The 25,847-nt window shown below is 37.6% G+C and carries 26 protein-coding genes; 8 read left to right on the forward strand and 18 right to left on the reverse strand.

The annotated features are described in order from the left end of the window. Window positions 1–32: 32 nt before the first annotated feature. From ACFFHF_RS22665 to allC, 4 genes are all read right to left on the reverse strand, one after another. Window positions 33–2,192: a type IA DNA topoisomerase gene (locus tag ACFFHF_RS22665; protein WP_340904387.1), complete on the reverse strand. Its 2,160-nt coding sequence runs from the start codon at window positions 2,190–2,192 to the stop codon at window positions 33–35. A gap of 170 nt (window positions 2,193–2,362) precedes the next feature. Further along, on the reverse strand, window positions 2,363–3,724 hold the full coding sequence (locus tag ACFFHF_RS22670) for an allantoinase (RefSeq protein ID WP_160548809.1): 1,362 nt from the start codon (window positions 3,722–3,724) through the stop codon (window positions 2,363–2,365). A gap of 16 nt (window positions 3,725–3,740) precedes the next feature. Further along, entirely contained in the window at window positions 3,741–4,994 is a 1,254-nt protein-coding gene (locus ACFFHF_RS22675; RefSeq protein WP_160548810.1) for a (S)-ureidoglycine--glyoxylate transaminase, read from the reverse strand. 11 nt (window positions 4,995–5,005) lie between these two features. Next, the gene (gene allC, locus ACFFHF_RS22680; protein ID WP_160548811.1) at window positions 5,006–6,253 is read right to left on the reverse strand and encodes an allantoate deiminase; all 1,248 of its coding nucleotides are present in this window, start codon (window positions 6,251–6,253) and stop codon (window positions 5,006–5,008) included. A 202-nt stretch (window positions 6,254–6,455) separates the two neighbouring features. On the opposite strand from allC, the gene ACFFHF_RS22685 reads away from it, so the two are divergent. From ACFFHF_RS22685 to uraH, 5 genes are all read left to right on the forward strand, one after another. Beyond that, on the forward strand, window positions 6,456–8,057 hold the full coding sequence (locus tag ACFFHF_RS22685) for a PucR family transcriptional regulator (protein WP_160548812.1): 1,602 nt from the start codon (window positions 6,456–6,458) through the stop codon (window positions 8,055–8,057). A gap of 186 nt (window positions 8,058–8,243) precedes the next feature. Next, a complete protein-coding gene (locus ACFFHF_RS22690; RefSeq protein WP_377059129.1) occupies window positions 8,244–9,560 on the forward strand; it encodes a nucleobase:cation symporter-2 family protein in 1,317 nt (438 codons plus the stop codon). Window positions 9,561–9,578: 18 nt separating this feature from the next. After that, complete coding sequence (uraD, locus tag ACFFHF_RS22695) at window positions 9,579–10,073, forward strand: 2-oxo-4-hydroxy-4-carboxy-5-ureidoimidazoline decarboxylase (protein ID WP_377059130.1); 495 nt, start codon at window positions 9,579–9,581, stop codon at window positions 10,071–10,073. 14 nt (window positions 10,074–10,087) lie between these two features. Next, a complete protein-coding gene (locus tag ACFFHF_RS22700; protein ID WP_160548814.1) occupies window positions 10,088–11,554 on the forward strand; it encodes an NAD(P)-binding domain-containing protein in 1,467 nt (488 codons plus the stop codon). Beyond that, window positions 11,551–11,910 (forward strand): hydroxyisourate hydrolase, encoded by a 360-nt coding sequence (uraH, locus tag ACFFHF_RS22705; RefSeq protein ID WP_160548815.1) that lies wholly within the window; start codon window positions 11,551–11,553, stop codon window positions 11,908–11,910. Before ACFFHF_RS22700 ends, uraH begins: the two co-directional genes overlap by 4 nt. 113 nt (window positions 11,911–12,023) lie before the next feature. Here the strand turns inward: uraH and ACFFHF_RS22710 are convergent, their stop codons facing one another. From ACFFHF_RS22710 to ACFFHF_RS22760, 11 genes are all read right to left on the reverse strand, one after another. Further along, window positions 12,024–13,028: an aromatic ring-hydroxylating dioxygenase subunit alpha gene (locus ACFFHF_RS22710; protein WP_377059131.1), complete on the reverse strand. Its 1,005-nt coding sequence runs from the start codon at window positions 13,026–13,028 to the stop codon at window positions 12,024–12,026. 22 nt (window positions 13,029–13,050) lie between these two features. Then, the gene (locus ACFFHF_RS22715; RefSeq protein WP_160548816.1) at window positions 13,051–14,061 is read right to left on the reverse strand and encodes an ABC transporter substrate-binding protein; all 1,011 of its coding nucleotides are present in this window, start codon (window positions 14,059–14,061) and stop codon (window positions 13,051–13,053) included. 27 nt (window positions 14,062–14,088) lie between these two features. Next, window positions 14,089–14,949: an ABC transporter permease gene (locus ACFFHF_RS22720; RefSeq protein ID WP_377059133.1), complete on the reverse strand. Its 861-nt coding sequence runs from the start codon at window positions 14,947–14,949 to the stop codon at window positions 14,089–14,091. Between the two features lie 2 nt (window positions 14,950–14,951). Continuing rightward, window positions 14,952–15,734: an ABC transporter ATP-binding protein gene (locus tag ACFFHF_RS22725; protein ID WP_160548818.1), complete on the reverse strand. Its 783-nt coding sequence runs from the start codon at window positions 15,732–15,734 to the stop codon at window positions 14,952–14,954. Between the two features lie 302 nt (window positions 15,735–16,036). Further along, on the reverse strand, window positions 16,037–16,567 hold the full coding sequence (locus ACFFHF_RS22730) for a chromate transporter (RefSeq protein ID WP_160548819.1): 531 nt from the start codon (window positions 16,565–16,567) through the stop codon (window positions 16,037–16,039). After that, window positions 16,564–17,145: a chromate transporter gene (locus ACFFHF_RS22735; RefSeq protein ID WP_160548820.1), complete on the reverse strand. Its 582-nt coding sequence runs from the start codon at window positions 17,143–17,145 to the stop codon at window positions 16,564–16,566. The genes ACFFHF_RS22730 and ACFFHF_RS22735 overlap by 4 nt, the downstream gene beginning before the upstream one ends. A gap of 43 nt (window positions 17,146–17,188) precedes the next feature. Beyond that, window positions 17,189–18,844 (reverse strand): gamma-glutamyltransferase, encoded by a 1,656-nt coding sequence (gene ggt, locus ACFFHF_RS22740; RefSeq protein WP_160548821.1) that lies wholly within the window; start codon window positions 18,842–18,844, stop codon window positions 17,189–17,191. 38 nt (window positions 18,845–18,882) lie between these two features. Beyond that, window positions 18,883–19,764 carry a fumarylacetoacetate hydrolase family protein gene (locus tag ACFFHF_RS22745; protein WP_377059134.1) on the reverse strand — a complete coding sequence of 294 codons (882 nt, stop codon included), beginning with the start codon at window positions 19,762–19,764 and terminating at the stop codon, window positions 18,883–18,885. Continuing rightward, the gene (locus ACFFHF_RS22750) at window positions 19,761–20,954 is read right to left on the reverse strand and encodes an amidase (RefSeq protein WP_160547203.1); all 1,194 of its coding nucleotides are present in this window, start codon (window positions 20,952–20,954) and stop codon (window positions 19,761–19,763) included. The genes ACFFHF_RS22745 and ACFFHF_RS22750 overlap by 4 nt, the downstream gene beginning before the upstream one ends. 181 nt (window positions 20,955–21,135) lie before the next feature. Further along, complete coding sequence (locus tag ACFFHF_RS22755) at window positions 21,136–21,423, reverse strand: hypothetical protein (RefSeq protein WP_119708881.1); 288 nt, start codon at window positions 21,421–21,423, stop codon at window positions 21,136–21,138. Window positions 21,424–21,481: 58 nt separating this feature from the next. Beyond that, a complete protein-coding gene (locus ACFFHF_RS22760) occupies window positions 21,482–22,435 on the reverse strand; it encodes an HD-GYP domain-containing protein (RefSeq protein ID WP_160547202.1) in 954 nt (317 codons plus the stop codon). Window positions 22,436–22,736: 301 nt separating this feature from the next. Here ACFFHF_RS22760 and cspD point away from each other — a divergent pair, with 301 nt between their 5' ends. Further along, window positions 22,737–22,937: a cold-shock protein CspD gene (gene cspD / locus ACFFHF_RS22765; RefSeq protein ID WP_066047720.1), complete on the forward strand. Its 201-nt coding sequence runs from the start codon at window positions 22,737–22,739 to the stop codon at window positions 22,935–22,937. A 238-nt stretch (window positions 22,938–23,175) separates the two neighbouring features. Here the strand turns inward: cspD and ACFFHF_RS22770 are convergent, their stop codons facing one another. Together ACFFHF_RS22770 and ACFFHF_RS22775 are read right to left on the reverse strand one after the other, a co-directional pair. After that, window positions 23,176–23,355 (reverse strand): zinc-finger domain-containing protein, encoded by a 180-nt coding sequence (locus ACFFHF_RS22770; RefSeq protein ID WP_377059135.1) that lies wholly within the window; start codon window positions 23,353–23,355, stop codon window positions 23,176–23,178. 15 nt (window positions 23,356–23,370) lie between these two features. Next, complete coding sequence (locus ACFFHF_RS22775; protein ID WP_160547201.1) at window positions 23,371–24,030, reverse strand: reverse transcriptase-like protein; 660 nt, start codon at window positions 24,028–24,030, stop codon at window positions 23,371–23,373. A gap of 187 nt (window positions 24,031–24,217) precedes the next feature. On the opposite strand from ACFFHF_RS22775, the gene ACFFHF_RS22780 reads away from it, so the two are divergent. Together ACFFHF_RS22780 and ACFFHF_RS22785 are read left to right on the forward strand one after the other, a co-directional pair. Next, the gene (locus ACFFHF_RS22780) at window positions 24,218–24,631 is read left to right on the forward strand and encodes a reverse transcriptase-like protein (RefSeq protein WP_160547200.1); all 414 of its coding nucleotides are present in this window, start codon (window positions 24,218–24,220) and stop codon (window positions 24,629–24,631) included. Beyond that, window positions 24,628–25,548: a DMT family transporter gene (locus tag ACFFHF_RS22785; RefSeq protein ID WP_160547199.1), complete on the forward strand. Its 921-nt coding sequence runs from the start codon at window positions 24,628–24,630 to the stop codon at window positions 25,546–25,548. Before ACFFHF_RS22780 ends, ACFFHF_RS22785 begins: the two co-directional genes overlap by 4 nt. A 29-nt stretch (window positions 25,549–25,577) precedes the next feature. Here the strand turns inward: ACFFHF_RS22785 and ACFFHF_RS22790 are convergent, their stop codons facing one another. Beyond that, window positions 25,578–25,844 (reverse strand): DUF6123 family protein, encoded by a 267-nt coding sequence (locus ACFFHF_RS22790; protein WP_160547198.1) that lies wholly within the window; start codon window positions 25,842–25,844, stop codon window positions 25,578–25,580. Window positions 25,845–25,847 lie beyond the last annotated feature (3 nt).

Raw genomic sequence — 25,847 nt, forward strand, 5'->3', positions numbered from 1 at the left:
AGACAAGGGAATTCGCTTCCAATCAACCACTCTTAATTCAAAAATTCCATCTTCCAGCTATAATACTCATTGTCAGGATTTTTTTCATATCGTAGATTTGCATCAAATTTATTTCCTTTTTTACTCGTTAAACCTTTTACAGTGGCTGTCCCATTCTTCAAAAGCATTTTCACCATTGTTTTTGAAGGCTTTTTCTTTAAGGCAGCCAAAAATTTATCATTTTTCCAAATTACAAATTTACAGCCATTTTTCCAGTTGTTACAGCCATAACCTTTTTGCCCCTCAATAATACTCCCCTGACTACAGGCAGGGCATTTTCCTAATGCGTCAATTGATTTCTTTTCATAAGTTACTTCATTAATAATAATATCTTTTTCATGTTTTATGGTGTTTACAGCACTTGCGGTAAAATCAAATATTAAATTCAGAAAGCTTTCTTTCGTAAACTTTTGTTTTTCTATATCTGATAAAGTTTTTTCTAAACGGCCTGTAAATTCTAGGTCAAACAATTCTTTCACAGGAAAAGTCTCAACTAGATTTTTACCAAGTTCGGTACAAATCAAACTCTTATTTTTAGTTTCAATATATCCAATATCTTTTAACTTTTTAATGGTTTCTGCCCTTGTAGCTGGAGTACCAATGCTATAACCACTTAAGATTGCAGCCATCATTTCTTCACTTTCTTCATCGCCCTGACCTTTTCCACAAGTCTCCATTACTCTAAGCAATGTCTTTTCCGTATGATGCTTTGGTGGTTTCGTAGCATGTGAAGTAAGCTTGTGATCAACCATCTCTACCAGATCATGAACTTTTACAAGTGGCAAAACATTATCTTTTGATTCAATTTTTTCCACCTTTCTCCACCCTTCAACAAGCTGTACCCGTCCCTTTGATACAAATACACCTTTGGTGTCGAGGTTACTCATTTTTGTCATAATCTTGGTTTCTTCATGTTCAGCAATCGGCATAAACTGCATGATCAATCGATTTTTTATTGCATGGTACACAATTTCTTCATCTTTAGTTAACGATTTGGGTAGTAAATAGGTTGGAATAATTGCACTGTGGCTTTCAACCTTTGAATTATCGAAGACTCTCTTTAGCTTCGAAAATTTCACTTCATTTTCATATGGAAGTCCTCGAGTTATATTTTCTAAAACCTTTGCTGTTTTTCCAACAAGACTTTCCTCTAACACAACGCTAGCCGTTCTTGGATACGTAATATACTTCTTCTCATACAGTGATTGAGCTACTTTTAAAACCTTATCTGAAGTCCAGCCTTTAAATTTACTAGTAATAAATCCCTGTAAATTTGACAGATTGAATAAATAGGGAGGATACTCTTTCTTCCGTTCCACTTGTTTATCTGCAATGATTGCTGAGGGATCCTTCATAGCTTCTTGAATTTTTTCTAAGTGCTCCTTATTAGAAAACTTGTCTTCCTCGTTTTCAACATAAGTACCTTCATACGCCTCACCATCTTGTGTTTTGAAAGTAGCAGCCAATTTGAAGTATTCTTCCGGTTTAAAGTTTTCTATTTCTCGATCCCGATCATAAATAATTTTTAAGGTTGGCAAAAGAACTCTACCTATATTAAGTGCCTTTCCCTTCCCCTTTTGGTACTTTAATGTCGCAACGGAAGTCAGATTAATTCCGATCACCCAATCAGCCCATTGACGACCAATTCCAGCATCTTGAAGAGGTCTCATCTCCGTATTAGGCTTCATTTGTTGAAGTCCTTTTAACACCTCATCAGGTGTCCATTCATTTAGTAACAATCTGTACACTTGCTTTTGGGTTTTTAGGTTATATATGATCGTATCCCCGATAATTTGACCTTCTCGGTCATAGTCGCAAGCAGATATGACCATTTCCACGTCATTTCGTTTGATTAAATTGTAGATTATTTTTAGTTGCTTTCTTGCACCCAAATCTTCCTTCTCTTTATTCCTTGGATCACTTTTTACTTTGTACCGAAAGTTAGGAGGAATAAAAGGGAAGTTCTCCATATTCCATCTAGCCATCTTCTCATCGTAATCTTTTGCATCGTAAAGTTGCATAAGGTGTCCAAATGCCCATGTAATAATATATCCATTACCTTCGTAATATCCATCTTGTCTGCCTTTAATTTTTAATGCATCTGCAATATTTTTAGCAACAGATGGCTTTTCAGCGATAATTACTTTACTCACTATTTCACCTACTTTAATAAGAAGAAATCAACCTAACATATATGTGATTTCACTTTTCTAAAACTAGAACAGTATACTATTTTACCACAATATTTGATTGTAAGGTTTAAGATTTGTTGAACAAAAAAAGCAAAGGATATTCTCCTTTGCTTTTTTGTAAAATAATTTTACTAACTAATATCTCTTTCATGCAGCCACTTTCCAAAGCTGACAGACTCAATAATATCCCCATTATCATAAATTAACTTCCCTCTATTGTATGTTGATGTTACCTGACATGGAAAGGTATGATCTAAGTACACACTTTGTTTATGCTTGGCGAAGAAATTATCCTCTGTTACTCTAAATTCTTTCATTGATACAATTGCAAAGTCGGCATCCATTCCTACTTGGATACTCCCTTTTGATTGAAGGTGAAATCGTTTGGCAGGTGCTTCTGATGTCCATTCTGCGACCCGTGTAAAAGGAATATTATGATTGAGTGCTAACTCAATCATTGATAATAATGTAAATTGCCCACCGCTAATGCCACCCCATGCTTCAAACAAATTATACACAGATGGGTCTTTCATAGAATAAGGACAAGGGGAATGGTCAGAAGAGATCATATCAAACTTTCCATCTATTAATAATTGAAGAAGTCTTTCTTGTTCTTTTTTCTCCCTTAATGGTGGAGCACATTTAGCAATTGGGCCCTTCTCCACAAGATCCTGGTGTGAAAATAGTAAATAGTGGGGACATGTCTCTACCGTTACATCCATCCCCTCTAGTTTAGCTGCTTCAATCTTTTTGATCGCAGCTTCACTACTAATATGAACAAAATGCAAGGCACATCCAGTCAGCTTTGCATAGGTTAGGGCCCTATCAACTGCCTCTGCTTCTGCAATGATTGGACGTGATTCCAGGTAATCGTCTGCGCTTACTAAACCTTTTTGCTGTTTTTCCTTCTGCAGCCAGTTAGTAATCGGAGCACTTTCAGCATGTAACGCCAAAATCTTACCAAGTGAAGCAATTTCTTTCATCCCATTTAATAACGTATCATCATCGGCCCGCTCAAATTCATCATTTCCCGTTTCTGATAGAAAGGCTTTAAAGCCTACAGCTCCATTTTCCGCTAGTCCTTTTATATCTTTTTCATGATTAGGGACTAACCCACCCCACAAGGCAAAATCAACAACAGACTTCTTTTTTCCAATTTCCGCTTTTCCAAGTAACGCTCTGTCATTAATGGTTGACGGTATTCCATTTAAAGGCATGTCAAAAAAGGTGGTACACCCTCCTGCAGCCATCATTTTAGAGCCTGTCTCAAACCCTTCCCACTGTTCTCGTCCAGGTTCACTAAAATGAACATGTACATCAATCACACCAGGAAAAATATACAAACCGGTTGCATCGCGTTCCTCTAGTGCAGTTCCGTCGATTTCAGCCTCCAGTTTTACAATGACACCTTTCTTTACTGCTATATCTGTTTGAATCACTTCATCTGAAAATACGACCAAACCATTACGTATTAAAAGATCATAATTAGCCATACCAGCTTCACCTCTACTATAACTTTAGCAAACTTTGATTCTCACTCATATAAACATCTAGACTCGCCTGAATCGCATCTCCTCGATGAACATTCACTCCATGTCGAATTAAAACGGCTTCTAATGCTCCAAGTACGGCTAGAACATTTTCTTTTCGACAGCTGTAGCCCATCGTACCAATTCTCCAAATCTTCCCATGTAAAGGACCGAAAGAAGAAGCAATTTCAATACTAAATGCTTCAAGTAACATTTTCCTAACTGATTCCCCGTCTATCCCCTTTGGAATTTCTATACAAGTTACACAAGGCAGCTTATTACTTGAATCACCAAAAAGCTTTAATCCCATCGCTTCAATCCCTGCTATTAACGCCCTTTCATGGTACTGATGTCGATTAAAGCGCTCCTCTAGACCTTCTAATAAAACAAGTCTTAAACCTTCGTGCAAAGCATAGATCATTGAGGTTGCCTCTGTATGATGATTGAGTCTTCGCGGACCCCAATAATCCTGGAGCATACTTAAATCAAAATAATTACTGGCAATGAAATGATTACTTCTCTTATAATTCAAATCCTGCTCAGTTGCAATTCCTCGCTCCACCTTTTTTCGAGCGTATAATATATTTTCAATCCGTTCGTTATACGTAATGGGCGCCAGCCCAGATGGAACTGATAAGCATTTTTGAGTACCACCTATCATTCCATCAATAAACCATTCATCGGTTTTTACCTCAACCCCTCCGATAGATGCAACAGCATCCACCACGAGAAGCACATCTCTTTCTCGACAAGCTCTTCCAATTTCTTCAAGCGGTTGCAATCTACCGGTCGATGTTTCTCCATGTACTATAGCTACAATTTTAGGTGACACCTTTTCAATTTCTTCAATGACCACCTTAGGATCAAATACATCACCCCATGGGCACTCTATGGAGTACACATCTGCGCCATACCGTTCACAAATTTCTACTAACAAATGTCCGAATCTCCCGTATATCGGAACTAATACGCGATCACCAGGTTCAATGATGCTACAAAGAATGGCCTCATTTCCCGATCTTGAGGTACCATCAATAGGAAATGCCCATGTGTTCTTTGTTTGAAAAACTTGACGAAGCATTGTCATAACTTCATTCATAATAGTTGTAAAAGCGGGATCAAACTGCCCTAAAATAGGTGTGCTCATCGCACGTAACACACGAGGATCAACTTCAACCGGTCCTGGTGTCATTATTGTACGCAATGGTGTATGCAATTCTGAAAAAACCACCATGTTTCACTCCTTTAATAAGCTAATTTATATAAAACTTCTGTTAATAACTCAATACCTGTCTCTAATTCTTCTAAATTCGTAAATTCCTGTGGTGAATGACTAATTCCACCACGGCTAGGGACAAACAACAAGGAAGTCGGACAAATCCCACCAAATACTTGAGCATCATGCCCAGCTCCACTAATCATTTTTTGATAGCGGTATCGGTTTCTTTCTGCAATTTCACCTGCCCACTCACACATTTCTTCATCCATCTTCACAGGCTTTACGTCCATCCATTGCACGATCTCCACTTCTATATTTGATACATCAGAAAAACGCTTAAACTCTTTAAAAATATTTTGACAATATTCTTCAATAATTTCTTCCTGATGATGCCGAATATCTAAAGAAAATTCCACCTCGCCAGCTACTACATTGGGTACATTCGGCTTTACGTTTAATCTTCCAACTGTGGCAACTAACATAGGATCTGTATTCTTTGCTTTATCAGTTAAGAAAGAGATTAGATGGGAAGCAGTGCTTACAGCATCTTTTCGAAACTGCATTGGGGTTGTTCCTGCATGATTACTTTCACCCTTGATACGAATGGTATAACGGCGCTGGCCTACGATATGAGTAACAATACCGATTTGGTTTTTATTTCTTTCAAGTATCATTCCTTGTTCAATATGAATTTCTACAAATCTCTCTATATCTGTACGAACCGGTGAACCATATGACTTTGGATCAAAGCCCGCTTGCTTCATTGCTTCGAAAAACGAAATACCCGCTCCATCCCTTACATTTTCCACTCGAGAAAGGTTGTAAACACCACTAATATTCCTAGACCCCCAAAAGGTTAATGGAAAACGACTTCCCTCTTCTTCACATAAAGAAACCACTTCAATCGTTTTTTTCGGGTATCCATATCTATGAAAAAGCCTTACCGTAGCTAATAAGCTTGCAATAATACCGTATGCACCATCGTACTTCCCACCGTCCACTACCGTATCAATATGAGAGCCTGTCAGAATCGTTTTATCATTTTCATTTGTACCTGGTAATCTACCAAATAAATTTCCCACGCTATCAAAATACGTATATAAATTCGTTTGATCCATCATTTTTTTTAATGCTACCTGTGCCTCTAGCCAGGCTGGTGAATACAGAAGTCTTGTTACACCCCCACTTTCTGTTTCTCCTATAGAAGCAAGCCATTCAATCACTGCTCCCACTTGTCCTTCTTCAATTAATTGTTTATTAATTTGAATGGCCATCCCCTTCACTCCCTATAAATAAATCCATGTTATTTTTCTTAACATCATCACGTTATATTATTAGTTTACCCATTTTCCCAGTGAACTTCATTAGCGTTTATGTAAAATATTCGATAGTTTTTTATGCAAATTGACTAAATCATGATAATATTAAACAAAAAATACTAAATTTTCTGCATAATAATCGAAAGGAATGTTCCTATTGAAAGTAAATCAACTCTTAAATGTACCGGATTTAGAAGGAATGAATATGATTGCCGGACAATCAGGAATGGAACGTGAAGTAAAGTCTGTTAACATGATGGATGCTCCTGATATCATCCATTACTTAAACAAAAATGAATTTCTTGTCACAACCGCCTACCATTTTAAAGATCATCCTCAAACACTGACCAATTTAGTTGAAGCCATGGCTACACAAGGATGTGCCGGATTAGGAATTAAAACCAAACGATTTTTAAATAAAATTCCAGATGAAGTAATTGAACTAGCAAACGAACTTTCATTACCTGTTATTGAACTTCCTTTACATTTATCTTTAGGTGAAATCGTGAACCATTCTTTACGCGCCATTCTCGATCAACGCGCATCTGAATTAACATTTGCACTCGAAACACATAAGCAGTTCACAAAAATCATTATGGAAGGCAAAGGAATTGGACTGTTACTTCAAGATTTATCACAGATGATCCAGCGACCTGTACGATTGATTGATCAGTATTTTAAACCCATTTTCCAACAAACACCAGAAGGCACATACCCTATATTTTCAGAAGAGATTACACTTCCAAAGTCTCCAATCTCACCGATTTCTTTTTCTATTTCTGACACAAGAGAGACGTATACTTTATTCCCCATCCATATTAGCGAAAGAAAAAAAGGGTACCTGCTGATTAACGGAGAGGTAAAAAAAACAGATCAGTTAACTTCATTAACAATTGAACAAGCAACAAATGTGATTTCATTTTCTCTTATGAAAGAAAGTGCATTGAGACAACAAGGTCGGAGCATTCGTAACGATTTTTTCCTTCACTTTATTGACGGAACTTTTTCATCTCAGGAAGAGATTATCGGAAGAGCAGCTGAATTCTCATTAAGAAATGATCAAAAGTATATCTGTGTAGTAGGTAAAATCGATGGAGATAAATTTCAACCTTCCTATGCCGAGCGTCACGAAAAAGCAGACGTCATTTATGATTTTATAGAAGGAGAAGTGTCTGCAATGACCCCAAAAATTCATTTTTTCACAAAGGGCGAGTCTTGTATTCTCTTATTTGAATCAGAAGAAAATGTGTTGCACCCTAGTATGTACTGCGAGTCTATTTTGGTTCAACTTCAGGAAAGAATATTTAAATACTATGAAAATACCATCTCATTCGGAATCAGCAATTTATGCCACACTTTTATGGATGTCAAAAACGCCCACAAAGATGCCCTAGACGCACTATCACAAGGAAAATTTTCAAAGCAAATTGGATATATCCAAACGTTTCAAGCAAAAGACATCTCTGAATTGTTACGCATGGTACCACAAGAAGATTTAAGAAACTTTTATTCTTTCGCTTTAAGTAAATTTACAGATATTAAAATAGAAGAAGAACAAACTTTACTAGATACATTGTCTGTATACTTAGAAACACACTGCCAAATTTCTGAAACCGCGAAAAGATTATTTATCCATAGAAATACGGTGGTTTACCGTATTGAAAAATGCGAAGAAATTTTAGGAAAAAGCTTAAAGGATTCAGAAACAACCCTACAAATAAGGCTTGCTTTGCGGATTAGAGCCTTGTTACAAAACTAAAACTTCTACATAAAGAAACTCAAGCAAAAGCTTGAGTTTTTATTTTTATATAAATTGAATAGAGTTTAACTGAATTTTTAGTCATTTTAAACAATGACAGTTAGCAAAATTTTGATTATGATGTAACTATTCATAACAAATCATGTTATATTATATTACATACATAAAAGAAAGGAAGAATTAACCATGAACGGAATATCAAAAGTGTTTTCTTTAAGGTTACAGCACGTACTTGCTATGTACGCTGGAGCTATACTCGTTCCCTTAATCGTAGGAGGCGCTTTAGGATTTACTCACCAACAACTCTCCTTCCTAATCGCAATTGACCTACTCACCTGCGGAATTGCAACTGTATTGCAATCCATGAACAACAAGTATATCGGAATCGGTCTACCAGTTGTTTTAGGAACCTCATTTGTAGCTGTTTCTCCTATGATTACCATCGGTACGAATTATGGAATTTCAGCTATCTACGGTTCAATCATAGCAGCAGGCTTATTCATCTTAGTTTTCGCTTCTTTATATGGAAAACTAATTAAACTTTTTCCTCCTGTTGTCACCGGAACGGTTGTTATTATAATCGGATTGTCTCTAATTCCCACCGGAATAAAAAACATGGGAGGAGGAGTTACCAATCCTGAATTTGGTTCTACAGAAAATTTACTTCTTTCATTCTTAGTACTAACCATCATCTTAGTAATGAATCGCTTCTTCACCGGATTTTTACGAGCTATCTCAGTTTTAATAGGCATAATCATTGGAACCATAGTCGCAGCATTTATGGGAATGGTGAACATAGGCGCCCTAAAAGAAGCTTCCTGGTTTCACATCCCAACAATCATGTACTTCGGTGTTCCAACCTTCGAAGTTCTCCCCATCTTAACGATGATCTTAGTAGGTACTGTTATTCTCGTTGAATCAACCGGTGCGTTTCTCGCTTTAGGTAAAATCACTAATAAAGAATTATCCGAAAACGATTTAATACGCGGATATCGAACAGAAGGTATCGCTTTTACTCTAGGAGGGCTTTTTAACGCTTTTCCATATAGCACATTCGCACAAAATGTAGGATTGGTTCAATTATCTGGCATAAAGAAAAACACCATTACAATTGCAGCAGGATTTATTTTAGTGGCATTAGGGCTGATTCCTAAAATAGCAGCATTAGCCACAATTATACCTACCTCAGTTCTAGGAGGAGCAACAGTTATCATGTTGGGAATGGTCGTATCATCTGGCATAAAGATATTAGCAAACGTAAACTTTTCCGATCATAGCAATCAGTTAATAGTAGCCTGTTCTATTTCCTTAGGACTAGGGGCTACTGTTGTACCTGAACTATTCGCTGTTTTACCAGAAGCAATCCGCATATTAGTCGGCGACGGAATTATTGCAGTTAGTCTCTCCGCCATTCTTTTAAATATTATCTTTACCACACGCCCATTAAGCTCTATTAAGACCACAACAAAAGCAACAGTAACTCAAAAAATAAAAAGTATATAAAGAGAGGAAGAGAACCCAATGTACACAATTAGCCAAATAAACGATACAAATCTGGATGAATTTATGAACATAATGAATGGAATTTTTGAACATTCCCCTTGGATTGCCCGTATAGCTTTCAACGAAAAACCTTTTCCTTCCTTACATCATTTACACCGATGTATGGTAGACGTAGTCAAACACGCTTCCCCTGAGCAGCAATTAACACTAATCAAAGCCCACCCGAATTTAGGAGAACGGATCGCAATGACAGATCATTCTACCGAAGAACAAAAAGGGGCTGGGTTACAGAATCTCTCCAATGATGAGTACGAACAATTCATCAAAACCAATCAAGAGTATATGGATAAATTTGGATTCCCATTCATTTTAGCCGTTCGTGGAAAGAACAAACACGAAATATACGAATCGATGAAAACACGAATTTCTTCTAGCAAAGAGATTGAGTTTGAAACAGCTTTGACTGAAATATACAAAATTGCCCTTCTTCGTTTAGAAGAAATCATTAAATGAAAGGATGATATTTTATGAGTTTAGAAGCTTTAAATCTACAGGTAAAAAAAGATCTCTCTTATCTCAATTTCGGCGGCACTAATTGGGTTCGCCCTCACTGTCATCCCGATGGACACGTTTACGATGTCGTCATTGTAGGCGGCGGCCAAAGCGGTTTAGGCGCCGCCTTTGCATTATTAAAAGAGCGGATATCTAATATACTTGTTTTAGACGAAAATCCCGAAGGCTTCGAAGGTCCATGGGAAACGTATGCTCGCATGGTAACACTAAGAACTCCCAAACAATTAACTTCTGTTGACCTAGGTATTCCCTCCCTCACATTCCGCTCTTGGTGGGAAGCACAATTCGGAGCAAAAAGCTGGGACAATATTGACAAAATCCCTAGAAGAGATTGGATGAATTATTTACGATGGTACCGTCAAGTACTTCAACTGCCTGTCATCAACGAAGTTAAACTTACATTAATTGAACCTTCACAAAAAGGAATACATCAGCTTCATATCGAAGGAAAAGGGGCGTCTACGAACAAAATATTCACTCGAAAAGTGATACTCGCCACAGGGATACAAGGCGGCGGAGAGTGGCATGTTCCACCCATGATTTCTGAAAATCTACCTAAGCATCTTTTCGCGCATACATCAGAGCCTATCGATTTCGAAGAATTAAAAGGGAAGAAAGTTGCCATTTTAGGCGGCGGCGCCTCAGCCTTTGATAATGCTAACTTCGCTCTGACAGAAGGAGTAGCCGAAGCACATGTTTTCGTTCGGAGAAAGGAACTTCCAAGAATTAACCCGATTCGTCAAATGGAAACATCAGGTATGATTGAACGCTTCCACTCTTTAACAGATTCAAATAAATATAAAATCATTTCTCATTTTTTTAAACATAATCAACCACCAACGAACGATACATTTGCTCGCGCATCATCCCGGCCTGGCTTTCATCTTCACCTTGGCTCTCCATGGCTTCATGTCGAGCCAAGCAATTGCGGAGCAAAAATTACCACACCAAAAGGAATATTCCATTTTGATTTTCTAATTATCAGCACAGGTCTACTAACCGACCCGGCTTTTCGTCCAGAATTACAGCTGGTTGAAAAGCATATTGCCAGATGGGAAGATCGCTATCAACCTACAGAGGCAGAAGCGAACCCAATACTCGACGCACACCCTTATTTAAGTCCTGGTTTCGCATTCTTAAGCCGTGACGAAAAGGGAAAAAAATTACTACATGGAATATTTGCTTTTAATTATTCCGCATTAATTAGTTGCGGAATTTCCGCCTCTGCACTTTCCGGAATGAAATTCGGGATACCCAAACTCGTTTCGGCTGTCGCAGACCAACTTTTTTTAGACGATCAGGAAGAAATACTTACTCAGTTCTTTAACTATAAAGAAGTAGAATTCACTGGAGAATGGGACAAAGAAGGAGAATTAGTAGGAACAACAAAACACATAGAAACAGAAAAGGAGAAACAATGACAGGTCTAACTACACATATTTTAGATTTAACTCACGGCCAACCAGCCAGCAACGTAACCATTAAACTTTATTTTCAAAAAGAAAGTTCAACAGAATGGAGCCTTTTAAAAACCGCTGTAACAAATGATGATGGGAGACTTGATTCTCCCTTTTTATCTAAGGAAGAATTAAAAAACGGTTGTTATGAGTTAGTTTTTCACATTGGTAGTTATTTTAGCAACATGAACATTGATTTACCCAATCCACCATTCTTAGATAAGATTCCTGTTCGTTTCAACATCGTTGACACGACAACACATTATCATGTTCCACTACTAGTCTCCCCCTGGGGTTACCAAGTTTATAGAGGAAGTTAACTACTACTAATCACCTGCTAAAATAGCAGGTGATTTCTTTTTGTAAAAAAAATAGATTTCCACTCAAATAAATATCCCCGAGTAGTTTTACTACTCAGGGACTTTATTTTTATTTATACCGTACCTATTGTAACTCCCAGTTCCTTTAACCATCTCCGGTAGGCTACAGAAAGGATGTCAACTTTGTGGTTCAGTTCTGCTTGTAAATCTAATGGTAGTAATTCTGGTTTTTGCGTTTCAATGATCCAAGCATCCTGTTGAAATACAGTGTCCTGGAATTTAATAAAGTCTTCATCTGATACTTCAAAGCCATAGTTTCTGGATACCACCATAAATACCTTACATTCTTTTTCACTTAACGGTAGTACCGTAAGCAAAATCCAAAGAGTTTGTCCCGTGTCAGCATCTCGTTTAGATAACCGAGCAGACATTGGTCGAAACACTTCTTTTACATACACGTAAGTTGTTCCCTCGCGAGCCTCTGATCCAGAATGCGCCACCGGCTGATATATAGGTACTTCAGAAGTGAAAATTCGATCTTTTTCTTTTGTAATCGAAAAATCAGGAAGCTCCGCATAATCAGGATGTCCCAATAATCCGCCATGAACATACATCAAATGAGCAAAATCCGTAAAGTTTTCAACCACCCGTGTCCCAGCTGCTTTAACATCATATGGACCACACACTAACGGCTTACGGGTAAGGTCTTCAAACTCTTCTAAGGAAGGTAATTCTATTGTAGGTTCACCTAAACAAACCCAGATGATCCCATATTTTTCTTGACAATGATAAACTTCCGCTTTAGCTCTTTCCGGTATCTTCATATCCTTACTTTGCGCAGGAATACTTACACATTTACCTGCGTTATCATATTTCCAACCATGATAGGGACAAACAAGACAATCATCTACAACATATCCCTCAGAAAGCATCGCTCCTCTATGAATACACAAATCCCTAAAGGCGTGTACACCTTTCTTTGACCGATAGATCGACACTCTTTCTCCCATGACAATGACACCAACAGGCTTTTCAACTAAATCACTAGAAATATAGACAGGGTGCCATTCATTTTCCAACACCGAATCTTGTAATCTACCTTCTACAACAAGAGTCACATATACCCTCTCCCTTATATTTTTACTCAGTTAAAAACTCAGTTGTAAAAATGTCCTTCGCATCAAATGTCTCTTCCAAAATTTTTAATTCGTTTAACTGATCAATCAATGTCGCCCAACGCTCTTCTGTCATATAACCTACTCCATGTTCTGCCGCGTCCCCGCCATAAACAAACTCGCTTTGAGCCTCTGCTTCAAACTTCAATGATTCCAACTCAATATCTGGGTTATCTTCTTGAATGACTTTGTTAATATCCTCATAAGAATCTTTGTAAAGATTCCACCCCTCAACAAACGCAGTCGTAAATGCTTTTACCGTTTCTTTATTTTCCTCCAGATAATCCTTAGTTACATATAAGACAATATTGTAAGGATCATAACCAGCATCAGAAATTAGCTTTGTTTCTACTTCTACACCATCTAATTCCATAAAGTAAGGTTCAGATGTCACAAATGCTTGAGTCACAGAATTTTCGTCAGCTATAAAATTACCATGTTGACCTGTATGCGCTAATTCTTCCACCTTACTCAAGTCGTACTGCGTCTTTAAATACTCCCAGTAAACAATCCCAGGCTGCACAAATACCTTTCTTCCATTTAATTCATCAAAATCTTCAATTCCCTTTCCTTTGTGAAACATAAACGCTTGTGGACTCCCTTGCATAGCAGATGCTAGAGCAACTAGTTCAATACCCTCATTTCTTGCATTCACTATTTGATCTGCATGAGCTAAACCAAATTCAGCTTTTCCTGAAGCGACCATATTAATAGAAGAAACCTGAGGTCCACCAGGCTCAATCGTTACATTTAATCCACTCTCTTCAAACAAGCCATTCTCTCGAGCAGCGTACACTCCTCCGTGCTGAGCTTTCGCAAACCAGTTGAGTACCACCTTAACATCTTTTACTTCCTCTTCAGTAGACTCACTTCCCTCAGTCGTAGAGCTACTAGATTCCGTACTACCACAAGCTGCTAATACTAAAACTAAGACCATACCCACTAAAAGATACTTCACTCTCATTAACACTTCCATTCAACTTCTCCCCTTTTCTCTTTTTCTTTATTTTTCAACCTTCATCGCAGACTCGTGCCATGATTTAAGCATGAACCTCGAAATCGAGCTTACTAGAAGGTAAAAACCAATTCCAAATATCGCACCAGCAATGGCACATGCAAATAAATAAGGTGTTTTTAATTGAACAGCAGCTACAGTGATGGCATAACCTAAGCCTCCTCTACCTCCACCAATTCCAGCAATAAACTCCCCTGTTATCGCACCAACAATCGCCAACGTACACGAAATTTTCAATCCAGACATCATATATGGCATCGCCGCCGGAATCCGAAGTTTCCACATGGTTTGCCATTTTGAAGCATTATATAGTGTAAATAAATCACCCATATTTTTATCAACTGAATTCAAACCCATCAATGTGTTCGATACAACTGGGAAAAATCCAATTAAAAATGAAATAATCACGATTGAATTAAATCCAGATCCAAACCAAATAACAATAATCGGAGCAATCGCCACAACCGGGATTGTCTGTAATATAACCGCATATGGATAAAGGCTTACCTCTAATATTCTAGAACTCGCTAACAAAATCGAGATTCCAATTCCTACGATCGCACTAATGACGAACCCAATGATCGATTCTGTAACTGTTATCTGAATAGCCGGCCACAGAAGATGCCAGTCATCCATAGCCGCTTGTAAAACATCTGTCGGTTTCGGGAGAATAAATGGTTTGATATCAAAGACAATTGGAATAGACTGCCATAAAGACAGAAAGATCACCAAAGCAATAACGGGCCCAATGATCGTTCCTTTCACCTTTCCCCGTGCCTTCTTTTTATCCGTTATGCTCGACTCAACTACCAATTTACTACGATTCGTTGTTGCTGTTTGACTGGTCATTCTTACACCAACTCCTTTCGATTCAAGCTATGCTCAAGACTTCGAGAAGCTAAATCCACATATTCCGTAAACGCACTATTTACCCTGTCTCTTGGATAAGAAAGATCAACATCTATCAGGGAAGCCAATCTTCCAGGACGCGCTGACATAACTGCAATTTTAGAAGATAGATATACCGCTTCGTATACATTATGAGTAACAAATAATATAGTCGTATGTTCTTTTTTCCATATGTCTAATAAATCCATTTGCAGGGATTGCCTTGTCATTTCATCCAATGCAGCAAACGGTTCATCCATTAAAAGCAACTTCGGTTTAGCAGCTAGAGCACGCGCGATTGAAACTCTCATTTTCATCCCACCCGAAAGCTGTCTTGGATAGGACTTTAAATAATCTTTCAAACCAACCATTTCTAGAACTCTCATAGCTATTTCTTTTCTTGTATTTTTATTCGATCCTCTTAACTCTAGAGGGAGCACCACGTTATCAAGGACTGTTCTCCACGGTAATAAATTCGAATCCTGGAATACGTATGCAATATCATTTGAATTACGAATCAAATCCTTCGGGTTTTGTCCGAACACCTCTACCTTACCTTTTGTCGCTTCACTTAAACCTGCAACCATTCTCAAAGCTGTTGACTTCCCGCAACCTGAAGGGCCTAGGAAACTAATAAACTCTCCCTCTTGAATAGACAAGTCCAATTGACTTAACGCAACCGTACCTGTGTTATAGATTTTATCCACACCTTTAAAAGATACTACCTCTTTTTGTATGGCCCCCATCACAACTCCTCCTTTTACTTTCCAAAACTCAACGTATTTGAATATGTAACACTATTTAACATATTTTGATAATTCACTCATTCGCACCTTAAAATGTCACAAAACATAACATATAATGTAACATAAACTTATTATATAATTTTCAGATTAATTTGACATTAGCTAACATTTACAAACTTATCATTTCTTTTTAGTTACTTTAACCAAATCTTACATTCAAAGTTAAAAGCCACGGGAGATTAAATGACAATAAGCCAAGCCCAGTGTGAACACACTGAGCTTGGCTTATTTGCTTTTATCTATTAACTTAGGAAAATCGCACCGACTACTAACCCTCCAAATATGACAAAGGCAGGATGCACCTTCCACCTTTCGATGAGCAATAGACTCACCATAGCGATCACAAAAGTTGACCATAAACCATTTGAAAAATAGGAGGTTTGAAAAAAATCAAAAGTAAGGCCGGCCATCAAAACAGCTACTGCAGGCAGGACAATCATCGATAATCTTTTCACTTTAGGCGACTCTTTGTATTTGAATAGCAGCCTTAGTAAGACAATCATGATAAATAACGAAGGGGCAACCGTAGCGAGCACACCTGTGACCGCACCAAGTGCTCCACCTACCTCAAAGCCAATATAACCAGCCATTTTGGTAGCTATCGGTCCCGGTAACGCATTCCCAAGCGCCAATACTTCACTAAATTCACTCGTAGTCATCCAACCATAACGACTAACCACTTCATGTTCAATTAAAGGAATGGATGCTGGTCCACCTCCATATCCGATAATACCAGGAATGAAAAATGCAATGAAAATCTGTATATAGATCATAGGCTCTCACTATTTCCTTTTACTTGTATTTCTATTTTTTCCTTCTTATCAGACATGGTAACTGCTATAACTAACAACCCTCCAATAACAATCCCTGGATGCACATTTAGAATTTCCATCACAATAAAGCTGCCCAATAGAAGAAAGACTCCCTTTTTCCAACCAAAGCCTTGTCTTGTTTTTTTGATAAAATCCCAAGTTAGTGTAGCCATCATGACTCCAACAATTGGGACGACTCCATTAGTCATTCCTTCAACCCTAGGATGATCCTTTACTTTATTAAATGATGTTAACAAAAGTAACATTAACAGAATAGTTGGAAGGACAGTAGCAATTACAGCATTGAGCATACCCCTGATCCCTCCCACTCGGTAACCAATATATCCCGCCATCTTCGTCGCTATCGGCCCCGGGAGAGTATTCCCTAATGCCAACACATCACTAAACTCCTGATCATTCATCCATTTAAACGTCCCTACCACTTCTTTATGTACAAGAGGAATCGTCGAGGGACCACCACCAAACCCTAACATTCCGGACCTAAAAAATGCGACAAAAATATCCCATTGCAGTCTCATCTAAAAGAACACCCACTTTCTATATTTGGTCCATATTTTTACGCTAGTAACCAAGTGCCGCACCGTCTCCACGCGGATCCGCTCCACCATACTTGATCTTGCTATCCGGGTTAATTAATATCGCACCTGCATGACCCATAATATCACTAAAATCTGATACCCTCTCAATCTCATGACCTATTTCTTTTAGCTCTCTACAGATATCACTAGAGATTCTTCCTTCTACTTTTACGCTGTTGGATTCAGCTCCCCACGTACGTCCGTATAACCATCTTGGTGCTTCAATCGCAGCTTGAACGGAATAGTGATAATCAATGATTCTTGTTACTAAGGCAGCTTGGGTTTGTGGTTGTCCTTCTCCTCCCATCGTCCCATATACCAAGTAGGGCTCCCCTCCTTTAAACAGCATCGCAGGATTGAGAGTATGATAGGTTCGCTTTTTTGGTTGAAGGCAATTGACATCATTCTCATTTAAAGAAAAGAAGCTGCCTCGATTTTGTAGGACTATCCCTGTATTTTTAGGGATAAAACCAGAACCGTACTCATGATAAATGCTTTGTATAAGTGACACAGAATTTCCGTACCGGTCAACCACACCAAGCCAAACTGTATCTCCCTTTGGATCCAACCTCTTCTCTAATTGGTTACTTTTATTAAATTTAATTTTACGAGCCAACTCTTCTCCTCGTTTCGAGGAAAGAAGCTTCTCTAGCGGGATATAGGAAAAGTCAGGATCTGTTAGATAACGATCACGATCCTCAAAAGCTAGTTTAGTAGCTTCAATTAGCAAGTGATAATAATCGGCGGAACCTTCTGTCAAAGATGGCACGTCAAATTGATTCAATATATTTAATATGGACAACGAAGCAAAACCTTGTGTATTAGGAGGCAGATTATACACCGTGTGTCCGCGATAATCCACCGAAATTGGTTCAACCCAATCGGAATGATGAGAAGCAAAGTCCTCGGCAGTTAATATTCCCCCATATGCATTAAGATCTTCCGTAATACTCTTCGCCAACATCCCTTTATAAAACAAGTCGCTGCCTTCTTCAGCTATTCCCTCTAATGTAATTGCTAAATCAGGTTGTTTCATTAATTCACCCACGGAATAAGAAAGGCCACTTGATGTTGTAAATATTTTTTTAAACTCAGAGTATTTCTGCAAACACCTAAACTGATTGTCGGTTTCGTCCAGATTCACACGGGTCCAATATTCCTGACTAGGAGTAACCGGATACCCGTCTTTTGCGTAGCCAATAGCAGATTGAAGCAACTCTTCCCATCGAAAATAGCCCCTCATATTTTCCGCGGAATATCGAAAAGCCTTTTCCCAGCCTGCAATTGCACCCGGAATCGTATTGGCAGCTAGAGCCCCCCTGGGTGGAATTTTTTCTAATCCTTGCTTCTTGTAAAAATCAATCGTTGCAAGTTCACCAGACCGACCACTGCTATTTAACGCTCTCAGTTCCTTGTTATAGGAATTATATATTAACCAAAAATTGTCACCACCTGTTCCATTCATATGCGGATATACAACACCAATGGTGGAAGCAGCTGCAATGGCAGCTTCTACTGCATTTCCTCCTTCCTGCAGTACTTTCATACCTGCTTGTGAAGCTAAATAGTGAGGAGTGGTAATCATACCATTCGTCGCCATAGTGGTAGGTCGATAGGAAGAATGTAAGGATCGATACATTAGATAGTCCCTCCATAAAATTATTATTTACTAGAATACTAATAAATTTTTGTTGCCCCTTCTGATTTAACAGGATTTCGCAATGGTGCAAATTCATTTATTCGACATTCAACCATATCATTTTCTTTTAAAACAACAGATCCAGGTGTCCCCGTCATGATAATATCTCCTGGAGATAAAGTGACAATTTTCGAAAAAAAAGAAACGATAGACCAGGGACTAATTAGCATATTTGCGACCTCACCCGAGTGATATATCTCTCCATTTAAAACTGTTTGTACGGTTATTTCGTTTATATTAGTAACCTCATCTATAGTAACCAGTTGTGGACCTAAGCTAAAAAAAGTATCAAATATTTTTGAAATTTGCAGAAATCGAGGATTACGTCCATGAAGATCTTTTGCAGTCATATCTAAAGTTGCCGCGAATCCTGCCACAACACCTGGCACCTCATCTTCCTCTATATTTCGACACATCTTACCAATAATAATTCCTAGCTCCCCTTCCGCTGTCACTGTATGAGAGTAAGCAGGTAATCTTATCATTTCCATCGGGCCAATGAGGCTGGAATCTGGTTTCATAAAACTTACTGGTTCTGTTTCAATTGGTGTAAAAGACATCTCTTTTGCCTTTTCAAGGTAGTTCATCCCCACTCCAAGTATTTTCTTTGGTTTTGTATATAGGGCCGTATATATAAAGTCTTGTGTTTTAATTTTCGGATAAAAACACAGCCCGTTAGCATCTTTATTTTGATACCAAGTTTTCAACTCTTCCAGCTGGTTCGTTTGTAACAAATCAAATATAGAAGTTTCCCAGTTCGCCCCGTCAATTTTATTTAATTCTTTTATTAATATCGCGTCTTCACCATGTATAATGGCAGCTTCTTCTTGATTCCTATATTTTATTGTTGCTAATTTCATGGAGTATCACCTATTTTCACTAATTGATTTGTTAATCGCTGTACCCATTGCAATAATTTTAAATCGGAATGATGATTGGCGATGAAAGATAATCCAATCGGAATTCCATTCTCTTTTATTAAAGGAATTGTCACTTGCGGAAACCCCGAAAGGCCCGCTATACAAGTCAGCTTCATCGTCTTCGAACGATATTGTTCCATTTTTTCTACTGATAAATTTCGCTTTGGTGCTTCCCCTGGGGTAGTAGGTAATACTAACAGACCATTTTTATTTAATAATTCAGATAGTTGATCCTTTATTAGCTCCCTTTCCTCCTCATATTCACTTAAGTGCTCTCTATTTAACGTACTTGCCCATTGAAATCGTTCAGCAATGCCTGGACCAAAGGCAGGATTCACACGTTTTATCCAATCTCCATGTTCATCCCAAATCTCAATGCCTTGATTATTCCTGAATAATTCTGCCCACTTTGAAAGTCCACCCTTTGCGATGTTCACATATTGAGCACTATAGTTTTCTTTTAACACTTCAATCTTTCTTAAATAACTACCTTTTGTTTGGTTATCTAAATATGACCAAGCTTCATTTTCAAAAAACAACGTGGAAAACCCTTCCATATCATTCGGCCCTTTATCTATAAGAACCTCGCCCACTGCAAGCAATAAGTTCGGATCTCTTGTCATCCAACCAACCGTATCAAAGCTTTTAGCAAGTGGGATTACACCCGTACTATCAACTAGTCCATGTGTAGGTCTAAACCCATATATCCCACAATAGGATGAAGGAACACGAATCGATCCTCCTGTATCAGTCCCAAGTGCAAAATCCACTACCCCAGCAGAAACCGCCACAGCTGACCCACTTGAAGATCCACCAGGTATACGGTCTGATGCCCTAGGATTAACCGGTGTCCCATAATGAAAGTTTTCACCATTCAAACTATACATTAATTCATCCGTATGGGTCGTACCTTTCAGACAAGCGCCTCTCTCTAACAGTTGATTAATAACAGGTGCGTGTCGCTTAGAAGCTTGATGAGACTGAAACCAATCTGGATTTCCCGCACTGCTTCGATAATCCTTTATCTCAAATACATCCTTTACACCGAAGGAAAGCCCTTTTAATGGTCCCGACTCCGTTTGTTGGATATTTAGGTGGTCGTTCATAAAAGCATTCCATTTGTCATCCATTTCTCTTTCCCCCTTCAAAATGCACCTTTCCATGTCAGCTTTCATCACATCTCCTTTTATTATAGTTTGATTATTCTAACAAGTCATTGGCACTTTAACTAAATTTCAACTCACTTTTAGTCAAAATAACCAATTAACTAAGGAATCTAATTAAATGAAAAAAACGGCCATATGTGGCCGTTTACCATTTCCAGTGATTAATAAGTTTTCCCTTTTGATGAAAACATTTTTCTTTAGGTATAATATTAGATACGGTAAGGATAAGTGATGGTACTTTCTCAACATTAAAAACAATGATTCCTTCTTCTTCACTTTTAATAAGAAAGGACTGGCCATGCGCATAAGATGGGAGAAGATTTCCTAGCTGAATAATCCAATTCACTATTGTTAACTGAACGTCTTTCGGAACTTGGATATTGGGAGAGAATCGTAAAATCCAATCCTCTTTGTCAATGGAAAATCGGTACATGTCCTCACCCTTATCATTTCAAATTTTCCTTATAAAAATATATGCTAGAGCTTACACCTTATTCATCGTTTACGACTTTCTCAATATTTAACTCACGATTCATTTTGAGGTCGATGATTTGATCATTTACTTGCAAAAGAATCCTGAGAGGATCGTATTGGTCAACCATTAGGATTTTCCCAATCCTTCCGTCACTTAGCATAACGGATCGACCGATAATACTGTCCATTAATTTATACAGAAACAACAGTGTAATATTAGCATCCAATTTTCCGAATGCATGATCTTGAAGCTGTCTTAATGCCGTATAATATGGCAGCGGCTCTTGATAAGCACGTCTAGATAACATCGCATGAAACATATCAGCTATCGCGACAATTTTGGAATACACATCAATTTGATTGCCTTCAAGCCCCTTAGGATATCCCCTTCCGTCCTCCCGTTCATGATGATGAAGAGCCACAAGAGCCACTCGGTCACTTAACTGATCAATCTTACGAAGAATTTCATATCCATAGCTAGTATGAAGCTGCACTTCCTCGTATTCTTCCTTTGTAAGCTTTCCTTTTTTATTTAAAATAAATGGATTAATCCTTGTTTTACCAATATCATGCAAAGTCGCTCCGATTGCTAATTCTCTCAGTTCTCCTTCTGAGAGCTTTAACCACTTACCAATCATCAAGGAGATTATTCCTACACCAATGGGATGCTTGTATGTATATTCTTCGGTTTTGTTTAATTCATAAAATAAGTGATAGATATGAGGGATTTCTGAAGCTTGAAATATTACAGGAAGGATTTCTTTCTCTAACATATTGATATTGAGTTCTTCACCCAGCATTAAATCAGAAAAAATCAATTGTACTTGCCTTGCTGCTTGATTAATTTTTGCGGTAATGTTTTTTATTGCCTTTTTATTTGAATAGCCATATTTTATTTGACCACTATCTTCATTTCCTAATTTTTCAAGAATATCATCAATCTCTTGAACTGTTAAATGCTCTTTCTTCATTGCTATCCCTCTTCTTCTATTAAGGATATGATTCTATTTAAATCATACCAAATTCCTTTTTAGTAGAATAGGTATTTTTTCCATTTCAAAAGATGATTTTCATAGGTGGAAAGTCTTTCAAATTGAGTGAAATTCTAGCGATAACTTATTGACTATTCACATATATTTCGTGTATATTAGAAGCATCATTAATCAGAATATATTTCCTTACTTGTTATATACAGTTAAATATGTTCGGCTTGATGGTAATATATACTTGGGGACCTTATGTGTCTTGAAAGGCTTAGGAGGAAAAGTTTATATGCAAAATGGAAAAGTAAAATGGTTTAACAATGAAAAAGGCTTTGGATTCATCGAAGTTGAAGGTGGAGACGATGTATTCGTACACTTCTCAGCAATCCAAGGTGAAGGCTTTAAGTCATTAGAAGAAGGTCAAGAAGTTTCTTTTGAAATCGTTGAAGGAAACCGTGGACCACAAGCTTCTAACGTAGTTAAGCTATAATCCAATATATTACTAGTAGGCTGGCATCTTGCCAGCCTTTATTTATTATGGCTGTTTTCGTAAAGAATGTTGTTAAAATCTTAAAGCCGATTTTAACGTGGAAATAGTTATTTTACGCTTGATAATTTAGTTTGCAAGCTCTTTTCTAAAATTAAAGCGATTTTCTGCTTAAACTTAGCACAATCATTAAAATCATGTTCTAAAAAGCAAAAAAGTTTAAGAAAAGAGCCTTTATTATTCATGTAAGTCTTTTTCCCATCTCTTTTATTTTCTCCCCAACCGTACAATTAGTAATACAAAATCGATGTGCGTATCTTCTCCCCTTTTCATCTTTGTGATGCTTATGTAGGAAACATTCCTTACAATAACGTCCCATTAATTCTTCTACTTCTCGTAATATTTGTTGCCTACTCAGCATAATCCCCACCTTTTATTAAATCACCTGCATTTTACTATGAATAGACTTGCCTTCTAGAGCTTGCGTCGCCAACTTATCACTTTCTTTATTATCTTTTCTAGAGATCGCTTCATAACGAGGAAATAAGCCTAATTTTTTTATTTTTTCTTCTATCCGGTCAAGCCAGCGATTTAAATTTTCCTCATAACACGGCCATTCTCCTTCTAATTGTTTCAGAACCACCTGTGAATCTCCCTTAATATCACAAGGAAGCTTAGTTACCCCAAGCTCTTCTAGCAGATCAAGAGCAAAGTACAAAGCTGCATATTCCGCTTCATTGTTTGTCTCCATTTCATCAATTACTTCATTTGCACGAAGACGAAATTTCTTTTTACCTTGTTTATAATAAATAACCGCACCTATACCTGCCCGATTGTTGTTAATGTCATGTCCACCGTCAAAATAGACAAGAACATCATGTGGTTCCTCCTCAATTTCTTCCGATAGCTTTTTCAATTCCTTAAGGGTCCACGTGGAGCCCATTTCATCATGAAATTCTAAATCCAGTACTTTTCCAGTTTTCTCAAGCTCTTCACCAGCAATTATTGCATCCTCAGCTGACAAAAAATTATTAGAAGTTAAAGCCACCGGATCAATATTTTTTATTTTATATTTATACTCTAATTTATATTTCATACATTTCATCCTTTCATTATGAATAGCTGCTTTTTACGATGTTTTTATCTTTTCCTTTTTAATAAAAAAATTACAAAAGATTGGTATTTTGAATCAAGAGCTTTTTTCTGACCATTCATACGCTTAATCAAAAAATATGTTAAACTAGCTTATACTATGTAAAAATGTCTTTTATTGGAGGAAATCAATGATTGAAGTATACATTGATGGTGCTAGTGCTGGCAATCCAGGACCTAGTGGAGCTGGTATTTTTATTAAAGCGAATGGCAAAGTTGAACGCTATTCTATTCCCTTAGGTGTAATGAGCAACCATGAAGCTGAATATTATGCTTTTATTGAAGCATTAAAAATATGTAGAAAGAATGGATATCAAGTAGTCTCCTTTCGGACCGATTCCGCACTGGTAAATCGAGCAGTTGAAAAGGAATTTGTGAAAAACAAGCAATTTGCTCCTTTACTTGAAGAAGCTTTAACCCTTTCTAAAGAATTTGATTTATTCTTTATGAAATGGATACCCGGCTCAGAAAATAAATCAGCAGATGAACTTGCCCGAGCGGCTATTCGAAAAAATGAAGAGATCAAGGAGAACGAGGACAAATGAAAAAGTCATTATTTGCAGACATTAGTTTACTTCTGGTTGCCCTTGTGTGGGGTTCAACTTTTGTGCTCGTTCAAAATGCAATTGCATCCTTGCCACCAAACGCGTTTAACTCCATTCGTTTTTTTATCGCTGCACTAATTCTTGGAGGTTGGCTATTGATATTTGAACGAAAACAGCTAGTACAACTCAATCGATCCATTCTTACGTCTGGCATTTTACTCGGAGGATGGCTATTTGCTGGATATGCTTTTCAAACTGTCGGATTACTTTATACGTCATCCTCTAAAGCTGGTTTCATCACCGGACTAAGCGTTGTACTCGTTCCGCTATTTTCTCTATTTTTACTAAAACAAAGACCCACAAGAAATGCTTTGATCGGAGTAGGAATTGCAACGATCGGATTATATCTTCTAACTTTAACAGATATAACAGCCTTAAATCGAGGAGATGCATTTGTCCTCGCTTGTGCCGTTGGTTTTGCCATGCATATTATCTTTACAGGTAGGTACAGTGAAAAATTCCCGACTTTGTTGCTGACAGTTATTCAAATCTTAACAGTATCTGTTTTGTCAGGTTTGCTAGCGTTATTTACTGAAGAATATTCTTTAGCCTTTCGTCTAGATATTCTCGGACAACAAGATGTACTCATTGCATTACTTATTACTTCTATATTCGCAACAGCTATAGCCTTTTTTGCTCAAACAAGCTTTCAAAAATATACGACTCCAACAAGAGTTGCCTTAATTTTTGCCATGGAGCCTGTGTTCGCTGCGATTACTGCTTATGTTTGGGCCGATGAAAGACTAACATCCCATGCGTTACTTGGCTGTATATGTATATTTGCCGGGATGATCTTTGCTGAACTGCCAGTGAAAAAAAAGCATTCCTTATATACCGAAAAAAAGCAAGCGATATAAAAAAAGCGTGTGAACCTCACACGCTTTTTCTATATCGTCAGCAGCTCGGCTTCTCTTATAAATTGATAAGCCTCTTTTTTCGTTTTAATTTGATTAGACAATAGCCATTCAAGAAGAGACACATAAAAGCTACCATCAAAGCTTTTTTGAGCCTTTAGTGTGACTTCAATTGCTACATTTGCTAGTTCATCAGAAGCACCGGTATAATTTTTCCCAAAATAAATAAAGCCAATCGCATCATCCTTTAGAAGGAATCCTTTGTCTAATAAATGACTTACGTACTCTTCCGTACTCAAGGT

Origin of the sequence: Robertmurraya beringensis (assembly GCF_042433785.1) — a bacterium.
In the GTDB taxonomy this organism is placed as follows: Bacteria; Bacillota; Bacilli; order Bacillales; family Cytobacillaceae; genus Robertmurraya_A; species Robertmurraya_A beringensis.